Source organism: Hydrogenophaga sp. (assembly GCF_051007235.1).
Lineage (GTDB): Bacteria > Pseudomonadota > Gammaproteobacteria > Burkholderiales > Burkholderiaceae_C > Hydrogenophaga.
Window position 1 is genome coordinate 1 of the sequence record NZ_JBPCSJ010000515.1, and the last position, 5,383, is coordinate 5,383.

The 5,383-nt window shown below is 66.7% G+C and carries 6 protein-coding genes and 1 pseudogene; 2 read left to right on the plus strand and 5 right to left on the minus strand.

All coding sequences use genetic code 11. The features are described 5' to 3' along the window. The 5 genes and pseudogenes from ACR2JA_RS18170 to ACR2JA_RS18190 all read right to left on the minus strand — a co-directional run. Window positions 1-132 (minus strand): annotated as a pseudogene (locus ACR2JA_RS18170) (protocatechuate 3,4-dioxygenase); the annotation flags it as partial. 2 nt (window positions 133-134) lie between these two features. After that, entirely contained in the window at window positions 135-572 is a 438-nt protein-coding gene (gene ligA / locus ACR2JA_RS18175) for a protocatechuate 4,5-dioxygenase subunit alpha (protein ID WP_434010476.1), read from the minus strand. Between the two features lies 1 nt (window position 573). Next, window positions 574-1,506 carry an amidohydrolase family protein gene (locus tag ACR2JA_RS18180; RefSeq protein ID WP_434010477.1) on the minus strand — a complete coding sequence of 311 codons (933 nt, stop codon included), beginning with the start codon at window positions 1,504-1,506 and terminating at the stop codon, window positions 574-576. Between the two features lie 132 nt (window positions 1,507-1,638). Next, the gene (gene ligK, locus ACR2JA_RS18185) at window positions 1,639-2,322 is read right to left on the minus strand and encodes a 4-carboxy-4-hydroxy-2-oxoadipate aldolase/oxaloacetate decarboxylase (protein WP_434010478.1); all 684 of its coding nucleotides are present in this window, start codon (window positions 2,320-2,322) and stop codon (window positions 1,639-1,641) included. A 36-nt stretch (window positions 2,323-2,358) separates the two neighbouring features. Continuing rightward, window positions 2,359-3,405, minus strand: a complete 1,047-nt coding sequence (locus ACR2JA_RS18190) for an amidohydrolase family protein (protein WP_434010479.1) — start codon at window positions 3,403-3,405, stop codon at window positions 2,359-2,361. Between the two features lie 208 nt (window positions 3,406-3,613). Between ACR2JA_RS18190 and ACR2JA_RS18195 the strand changes: the two genes are divergently transcribed. Continuing rightward, window positions 3,614-4,603, plus strand: coding sequence for a Bug family tripartite tricarboxylate transporter substrate binding protein (locus ACR2JA_RS18195; protein ID WP_434010480.1), 990 nt, complete (start codon window positions 3,614-3,616; stop codon window positions 4,601-4,603). A gap of 73 nt (window positions 4,604-4,676) precedes the next feature. Next, the coding region (locus ACR2JA_RS18200; RefSeq protein WP_434010481.1) for a LysR substrate-binding domain-containing protein at window positions 4,677-5,383 on the plus strand (707 nt) is incomplete at its 3' end.

Here is a 5,383-nt window from a genome sequence, read left to right on the forward strand (position 1 = left end):
CATCCACTGCTTGGAGTAGTCGTACCCCGCGAACAGCGGCTTCCAGTAGTCCTCTTGCGTCTTGCCCAGGTCCATGGCTGCGCCGATGGCGGGCACGTGCGAGGTGAAAACGGATGCGGTGATCTTTGCCATGGTCAAGCCTTCTTTGCTGCGGCGCCTTGCGGCTGGCGGTGAGGTTGTGCGTCGCCGTCTTCACCGAGGTAGCGGTTGCCTTCTGCGCTGCGACCGCCGCTGATCATCATGTCGCGGTACTCCTGCTCGGTCATGCCGGTCATGGAGCCGGCCATCTGCTGGAAGCTCTTGCCGTCGGTGGCGCCAATCTTGGCCAGGAAGTAGATGTTGCCGCCGGTGCGCATGCACCAGTTGAGATCGCGCGCCAGCACAGCCTGCTTCTGCTCTTCCGTCATCGCCCACTCGTCGAGGTAGGCGCGCTCGTCGGCCTTGAAGCGCTCGCGGTTCTCGGCCTTCATCAGCGACATGCAGAACTGGTTGAGCCAGTAGCCTTTGCGACTCTGCTCGGCGTCAAAGATGATCGTGCCGGGCACGTCCTTGTAGGGTTTGTCGAGTGCCATGTCAGACCTCCTCTGGCCAATAAAGACGCATCGGGTTCGTCACGAGCAGCTTCTGCTGCAGCTCGGCCGTCGGCGCGATGTGCGGGATGAAGTCGACCAGCAGGCCGTCGTCGGGCATGTGGTCCTTGAGGTTGGGGTGCGGCCAGTCGGTGCCCCAGAGCACGCGGTCCGGGAACTGTTCGACGATGCGTTTGGCAAACGGAATCACGTCGGTGTACGCGTTCTGCTCGCCGTTCAGCGCCTTGGGGCCGGTGACGGACAGGCGCTCGGGGCAGCTCACCTTGCTCCACACATTGGTGTGTTCGCGCATGAACTTCTCGAACAGTGCGAACTGCGGGCCGTCCACTGGCAGGCTCACGTCCGGCCGGCCCATGTGGTCCACCACCACGGTGGTGGGCAGCGCGGTGAAGAAGTCCCACAGCTCGGGCAGGTCCACCGCCTCGAAGTAGATGACCACGTGCCAGCCCAGCTTGGCGATGCGGCCGGCGATCTCCATCAGCTCGTCCTTGGGCGTGAAGTCCACCAGGCGCTTGACGAAGTTGAAACGCACGCCGCGCACGCCGGCGGCGTGCAGCTGCTGCAGTTCTTCGTCGGTCACCGAGCGCTTGACCGTGGCCACGCCACGCGCCTTGCCGCCCGAGGACAGGCACGCATCCACCATGGCGCGGTTGTCGGCGCCGTGGCAGGTGGCCTGAACGATCACGTTGCGGGCAAAGCCCAGGTGGTCGCGCAGCGCATACAGCTCGTGCTTGCTCGCGTCGCAGGGCGTGTACTTGCGCTCGGGGGCGTAGGGGAACTCTGCCCCGGGGCCGAACACATGACAGTGCGCGTCCACCGCGCCCGCGGGCAGCTGGAACTTGGGCTTGGACGGACCGGTGTACCAGTCCATCCAGCCCGCGGTTTTGGTGAAGTCACCGGAAGTGGGTTTGCTCATTGAAGTGCTTTCAATCTGTTTGCGTGCAAAGGAGGCGGTGATGGCGGCAGGCAGCGGGGCGATTTGCTGGCGCGCAGCGACCGATGAGTCCCGCTGGCTGCCGGCGTCGCCGCCGGACCAGCCGGAGAAAACTCAGTCGATGTAACGAAGGCCAGCAGCCGCCAGAGGCTCGCGCATCTTGTACATGTCCAGCCCCAGCACGCCCGAGGCCAGCTTGTCACGCTTCTCGCCCTCGAAGCTCTCGCGCTTGATCGCCGCTTCCAGCGTCTTCTGCGCGATCGCCTTGGGCACGCACACCACGCCGTCGTCGTCGGCCACGACCACATCGCCCGGGTTCACCAGCATGCCGGCGCAGACGATGGGGATGTTCACCGAGCCCAGCGTGGCCTTGATCGTGCCCTTGCTGCTGATCGCCTTGGACCAGACCGGGAAGTTCATTTCCTTGAGCGTCTTCACGTCGCGCACACCGGCGTCGATGATCAGGCCGCGGGCGCCGCGCGCCTGGAAGCTGGTGGCCAGCAGGTCGCCGAAGTAGCCGTCGGTGCACTCGGCCGTGACGGCCGCGACCACGATGTCGCCGGGCTGGATCTGCTCCGCGGCCACGTGCATCATCCAGTTGTCACCGGGTTGCAGCAGCACGGTGATGGCCGTGCCCGAGACCTGCACGCCGGTCTGGATCGGGCGCATGTAGGGCTTGAGCAGGCCGACGCGGCCCATGGCCTCGTGCACGGTGGCCGAGCCCAGCGCGGCCAGGCCGTCGGCGGCTGCGCGGTCGGCGCGGGTGATGTTGCGGTAAACGACGCCGAGTTCGTACATGTTCAGTCTCCTGGATGCTTGAATGAGATGGTGGGCTCAGCGGCCCTTGGCTTTCAGGGCAGCGTCCAGGCGCGGGAACACGCGCCGCGCGTTGCCTTCGTACACCTTGTAGCGGTCGTCGCCCACGACGATGGTGCTCGCTTCGATGTAGCGCTTGGTGTCGTCGTAGTAGTTGCCGGTCTCGGGGTCGATGCCGCGCACGGCACCGATCATTTCGGACGCGAACAGGATGTTCTCCACCGGGATCACCTTGGTCAGCAGGTCGATGCCGGGCTGGTGGTACACGCAGGTGTCGAAAAACACGTTGTTCAGCAGGTGGTCCTTGAGCAGGGGCTTCTTCATTTCCTGCGCCAGACCACGGAAGCGACCCCAGTGGTAGGGCACCGCGCCGCCGCCGTGGGGGACGATGAACTTCAGCGTCGGGAAGTCCTTGAACAGGTCGCCCTGGATCAGCTGCATGAAGGCCGTGGTGTCGGCGTTCAGGTAGTGCGCGCCGGTGGTGTGGAAGCAGGCGTTGCAGGACGTCGAGACGTGGATCATCGCGGGGATGTCGTACTCCACCATCTTCTCGTAGATGGGGTACCAGGCGCGGTCGGTCAGTGGCGGGCTGGTCCAGTGGCCGCCGGACGGATCGGGGTTGAGGTTCAGACCCACGTTGCCGTACTGCTCCACGCACTTGACCAGTTCGGGGATGCAGGTGGCCGGGTCCACGCCGGGGGACTGCGGCAGCATGGCGGCGGGCACGAAGTTGTCGGGGAACAGCTGTGAGACCCGGTAGCACAGCTCGTTGCAGATCGCGGCCCAGGTGGACGACACGTTGAAGTCGCCGATGTGGTGGGCCATGAAGCTGGCGCGCGGGCTGAAGATGGTGATGTCCGAGCCACGCTCTTTCATCAGACGCAGCTGGTTGGTCTCGATCGACTCGCGCAGCTCGTCGTCGCTGATCTTCAGGTCGGCCACCTTGGGCATGAGGGCCGGGTCTTTGATGCCGGCGATCTGCGCGTTGCGCCAGTTCTCCAGCGCCTTGGGGGCCGTGGTGTAGTGGCCATGGCAGTCGATGATGAGGGGCTTGTGCTGGCTCATGCGCGGGTCTCCTGGGTGCTGTCGATGGTCCGCATTCTGGTGGGTGGTCAGTGGCATCACAAGCGATATAACCCTCTACCAGATATCGCAAAAGCACATGAGTCAACGCCGCCATGCCGGGATGCGATAGCCCCCCACGCGCTGTGCGCCCGTGCCTTTCTGGGCATACTGCGCGAGCAGACCCCACACACCGATCAAGGAGACCTCCATGCACCTGCCGACCGCCCGCCGCCACCTGGTTCGATGGATGGGCCTGGGCCTGCTGGCCACCCTGCCCCTCGCGGCCCTGGCCCAGGCCTACCCGAACCGACCGATCCGCCTGGTCGTGCCGTTCACGCCCGGTGGCAGCACCGACATCCTGGCGCGCGCCATCGGCCTGGAGCTGGGCAAGGCCTGGAACGCCTCGGTGGTGGTGGAAAACGTGCCCGGCGCGGGCGGCGCCATCGGCGCCGACAAGGTGGCCAAAGCCGCACCGGACGGCTACACCCTGCTCATGGGCCACATCGGCACGCTGGCCGTCAACCCCAGCCTCTACCCCAAGCTGCCCTACCAGCCGCTCAAGGACTTCACCCCCGTGGCCTGGGTGGCCAACGTGCCCAACGTACTGGTGCTGCACCCGTCGACGCCGGCGGCCAACATGCAAGCGTTCGTGGCCTACGCCAAGTCCAACCCGGGCCGGCTGAACTACGGCTCGGGCGGCAACGGCAGCGCCGCCAACCTGGCCACCGAATACCTCAAGATGCGCACCAACATCTCGCTGGTACACATACCCTACCGCGGCACGGCGCCCGCGGTGAACGACCTGGTGGCCGGCCAGACCCAGGTGCTGTTCACCGGCGTGCCCGCCGTCATCGCCCAGGTGCGCAGCGGCCAGCTCAAGGCGCTGGCGGTTTCGGGCAAAGCGCGCGTCGAGGCGCTGCCCGACGTGCCCACGGTCAACGAAGCGCTGGGTCTGAAGGACTTCGAGGCCGACCAGTGGTACGGCGTGGTCGCGCCGGCCGGCACGCCGGCCGACATCGTGGCCAGGCTCAATCAGGCCATCAACGCCGCGCTGAACTCGGCCGAGCTCAAGAAGCGCCTGGGCGCCGAGGGCGCGGTGGCCAACCCGACCACGCCCGAGGCTTTCGGCCAATACATCGCCCGTGAAATCGAGCGCTGGAAGCCGGTGATCACCTCGGGGCGGGTGAAGGTGGACTGATCCGACCGTTTCCACATAACCAACGCCGAGCTATCACAAAGTGAAATAATCAGGCCCTCACCGCAGGACCTGCATGGATCTCAAGCAACTCGAGTATTTCGTCCGCGTCGCCGAGCTGGGCAGCTTCACCAAGGCCGCCCTGGCGCTGGACGTGGCCCAGCCCGCGCTCTCGCGCCAGGTGCGCCTGCTGGAGGTGGAGCTGCGTCAGAACCTGCTGGTGCGCAACGGCCGCGGCGCCACGCCGACCGACGCCGGCAAGCTGCTGCTGGAACATGGCCGCGGCATCCTGCACCAGGTGGAGCGCGCGCGCGAAGAGCTGGGCCGGGTGCGGGGTGCGTTGGCCGGGCGCGTGGCCATCGGCCTGCCGCCCAGCCTGGCGCGCGTGATGACGGTGCCGCTGACGCGGGCTTTCCGGGCCCAGCTGCCCGAGGCCAGCCTGTCGATCAGCGAGGGCCTGTCGGCCACCATGCAGGAATGGCTGCACACCGGCCGGCTGGACATTGCGGTGCTTTACAACGCCACGCCGGCGCCCGACATCGAGATCACCCCGCTGATGGAAGAGGAGCTGATGCTGGTGCAACCGCGCCCGCCCGGCCTGGCCGAGGAACCGCCGCCACCGCCCGTGCCGCTGGCCGAGGTGGCCGCGCTGCCGCTGGTGATCCCGAGCCGGCCCAACGCGCTGCGCATGCACCTGGAGGCCGAGATGGCCGCCATCGGCCTGCGGCCCACCGTGGCACTCGAGATCGACGGCGTGTCGGCCATCCTCGACCTGGTGGCCGA

Excerpts from the sequence above, each read along its gene's own strand:
- ligA (WP_434010476.1), bottom strand. The coding sequence starts at position 572 with ATGGCACTCGACAAACCCTACAAGGACGTGCCCGGCACGATCATCTTT.
- ACR2JA_RS18180 (WP_434010477.1), bottom strand. The coding sequence starts at position 1,506 with ATGAGCAAACCCACTTCCGGTGACTTCACCAAAACCGCGGGCTGGATG.
- ligK (WP_434010478.1), bottom strand. The coding sequence starts at position 2,322 with ATGTACGAACTCGGCGTCGTTTACCGCAACATCACCCGCGCCGACCGC.
- ACR2JA_RS18190 (WP_434010479.1), bottom strand. The coding sequence starts at position 3,405 with ATGAGCCAGCACAAGCCCCTCATCATCGACTGCCATGGCCACTACACC.
- ACR2JA_RS18195 (WP_434010480.1), top strand. The coding sequence starts at position 3,614 with ATGCACCTGCCGACCGCCCGCCGCCACCTGGTTCGATGGATGGGCCTG.